Source organism: Microbacterium sp. 69-10, from assembly GCF_001897945.1.
Taxonomy (GTDB): Bacteria; Actinomycetota; Actinomycetes; order Actinomycetales; family Microbacteriaceae; genus Microbacterium.
The window spans coordinates 27,819-30,547 of the sequence record NZ_MKRT01000034.1; the positions used below are offsets into that span (position 1 = coordinate 27,819).

The 2,729-nt window shown below is 70.1% G+C and carries 3 protein-coding genes (1 of these 3 only partly in view); 2 read left to right on the plus strand and 1 reads right to left on the minus strand.

The window, feature by feature from the left end:
* Window positions 1–296: the 3' portion of a GntR family transcriptional regulator gene (locus BGN97_RS18385; protein ID WP_292704768.1), read on the plus strand. The gene continues 400 nt to the left of window position 1, outside the view; 296 of the gene's 696 nt are visible here — the last part of the coding sequence; the start codon falls outside the window, past its left edge; its stop codon occupies window positions 294–296.
* A gap of 25 nt (window positions 297–321) precedes the next feature.
* The gene (locus tag BGN97_RS18390; protein ID WP_292704770.1) at window positions 322–1,581 is read left to right on the plus strand and encodes an alpha-hydroxy acid oxidase; all 1,260 of its coding nucleotides are present in this window, start codon (window positions 322–324) and stop codon (window positions 1,579–1,581) included.
* Window positions 1,582–1,694: 113 nt separating this feature from the next.
* Here the strand turns inward: BGN97_RS18390 and BGN97_RS18395 are convergent, their stop codons facing one another.
* On the minus strand, window positions 1,695–2,468 hold the full coding sequence (locus BGN97_RS18395; RefSeq protein WP_292704772.1) for an HAD-IIB family hydrolase: 774 nt from the start codon (window positions 2,466–2,468) through the stop codon (window positions 1,695–1,697).
* Between the last annotated feature and the right edge of the window lie 261 nt (window positions 2,469–2,729).

Genomic DNA, 2,729 nt, shown 5'->3' on the forward strand with positions numbered 1-2,729 from the left:
CCGCCCCTGAGTTTCTCGCCCTGGACGCCGAGCTGCACTACGCACTCGCCGAGGCGTCGGGGAACACCGTCATCGCCGCGATGATGGCGGGCCTGCGCACCGCGATCGAGTCCTACGTGCTGGAGGGCTCGGCGCGCATCGAGGACTGGGCCGCCATGGCATCACGGCTGCGCGCGGAGCACCACGGCATCGTCGACGCCATCGAGGCGGGCGGAGCGGATGCTGCGCGCACCCTCGTCCACGACCACATCACCGGCTACTACACCGCCGCGGGGCTCGTGCCCGGCGACCACTGACACGCACCGTCCAGAGGAGAACACCATGGTCCAGCGCCAGCTGCCCAATCCCGCCGAGCTGCTCGAGCTCATGAAGTTCAAGAAGCCCGAGCTCGACGGACGCAAGCGCCGTCTCGACGCGGCGCTGACGATCTACGACCTGCGCACCATCGCCAAGCGCCGCACGCCGAAGGCCGCCTTCGACTACACCGACGGCGCCGCCGAAGGCGAGCTGTCGCTGGCGCGCGCCCGCCAGGCCTTCGAGGACGTCGAGTTCCACCCCGGCATCCTCAAGCCCGCCCCCACCGTCGACACGAGCGTCGAGATCCTCGGCGGTCCGTCCGCGCTTCCCTTCGGCATCGCGCCAACCGGCTTCACCCGTCTCATGCAGACCGAGGGCGAGACCGCGGGCGCCGGAGCGGCGGCAGCCGCCGGCATCCCGTTCACCCTGTCCACGCTCGGCACCACCTCGATCGAGGGCGTGAAGGCCGCCAACCCGAACGGACGCAACTGGTTCCAGCTGTACGTCATGCGCGACCGGGAGATCTCCTACGAGCTCACCCGCCGCGCCGCCGCCGCCGGCTTCGACACCCTGCAGTTCACCGTCGACACGCCCGTCGCAGGCGCCCGCCTGCGCGACAAGCGCAACGGCTTCAGCATCCCGCCGCAGCTGACCCTCGGCACGATCATCAACGCCATCCCGCGGCCGTGGTGGTGGTACGACTTCCTCACCACCCCCAAGCTCGAGTTCGCGTCCCTCAGCACCACCGGCGGCACTGTCGGCGAGCTGCTGGACGCCGCCATGGACCCCACGATCAGCTACGACGACCTCGCCGTCATCCGCGACCTGTGGCCCGGCAAGATCGTGATCAAGGGCGTGCAGAACGTGGAGGACTCGGTGCGGCTGAAGGATGCCGGCGTCGACGGCATCGTGCTCTCCAACCACGGCGGGCGTCAGCTCGACCGCGCGCCCATCCCGTTCCGACTGCTTCCGCACGTGCGCAAGGCCGTGGGCGGCGACTTCACCGTGATGGTCGACACCGGCATCATGAACGGCGCCGACATCGTGGCGTCCGTCGCCCTGGGCGCCGACTTCACGCTCATCGGCCGCGCATACCTGTACGGCCTCATGGCCGGCGGGCGTCAGGGCGTGGACCGCACCATCGCGATCCTGCGCACCGAGATCGAGCGCACGATGCGTCTGCTGGGTGTCTCCACGCTGGCCGAGCTCGAGCCCAAGCACGTCACGCAGCTGGCGCGTCTGGTGCCGGTGGCCGAGGGCGCCGCGGAGTCGGTCGTCCGCTGAGACGTGTCCCAGAAGCGGCGGGCCGCTTCTGCGACACGGCGCGCGGCCTGTCTCAGAACGGGCCGGCCTGCCGCCTCGTCACCCGCACCTTCTGGGACGCGGGTCCGGTGCCGTCAGCGGGCGACGCGGTCCGGCAGACCGGCGATGAGCTCGTCGAGCTTGTCCGCCGTGTCCTCCCAGCCCTCCACGGGCACGGAGGGCACGCCGATCGCGAGCACCGGGTAGTCGTTTCCGCCCTCGTCCAGACGGTCGCCGTAGAAGAGCATGTCGGCCAGCGGGATGCCGGTGTGATCGGCGAGCTGGCGCATGCCATAGGCCTTGTCGATGCCGGCGCGTGTGATGTCGATGCTCGTCGAGCCGCCGGAGCGCACCTCCAGGCCGGGCAGGCGCGCGGCGACCGCATCGCGGATAAGGGCCCGCTTCGCGCCGTCCGGATCCCAGGCGTGCTTCGCATCGCGCGGTGCCTGCTGACCCAGTGCCGAGAACGTGATCTGCGATCCGCGGTCCTCGAGGATCTCGCCCCAGGTGCGGCTCTCCCACAGACCCAGGCGCTCGGCCTCCTCCCGCAGGGCGGTGAGCGCGTCGGACTTCTCCTGGTCGGTGAGGTCGTGGGCGTAGACCGCGGCGAACGCCGCACCGTCGTGCCGCAGGTAGCGGGTGCCGCAGGTGGGCAGCAGGTGCAGCCGGGCCAGATCGGATGCCATCGTGTCGGCGAGCCGGGCGATGACCTGCGTGCGGAACTGATCCTCGTTGCCGCCTGAGATGATCGCCACGTCCACGCGCTGCAGCAGTGCGCGCAGCAGATCCGCGATGCGGACGTCGATCTCGCCCTTCGACGGGGCGAGCGTGTCATCGAGGTCGAAGGCGACCAGGCGAGGCGTAGGCATAGTGATTACAGGGTATCGGAGGGGAGCTGTGGGGGAGGCGGGGAGGCTGCTCGGGCATGTACTCCCGATCCAGGTCGCGATTCGTCGGTGAATGTCGCTGCGGCAGGCTGTCCAGGTCGCGATTCGTCCGTGAATGCCGCTGTGGCAGGCTGTCCAGGTCGCGATTCGTCCCGGTATTCGCGAGGGATAGCGGGACGAAGTGCGACCTGGACGGACAGCGGATGCTGGGAGCGGGACGGAATGCGACCTGGGAGGCCTCCG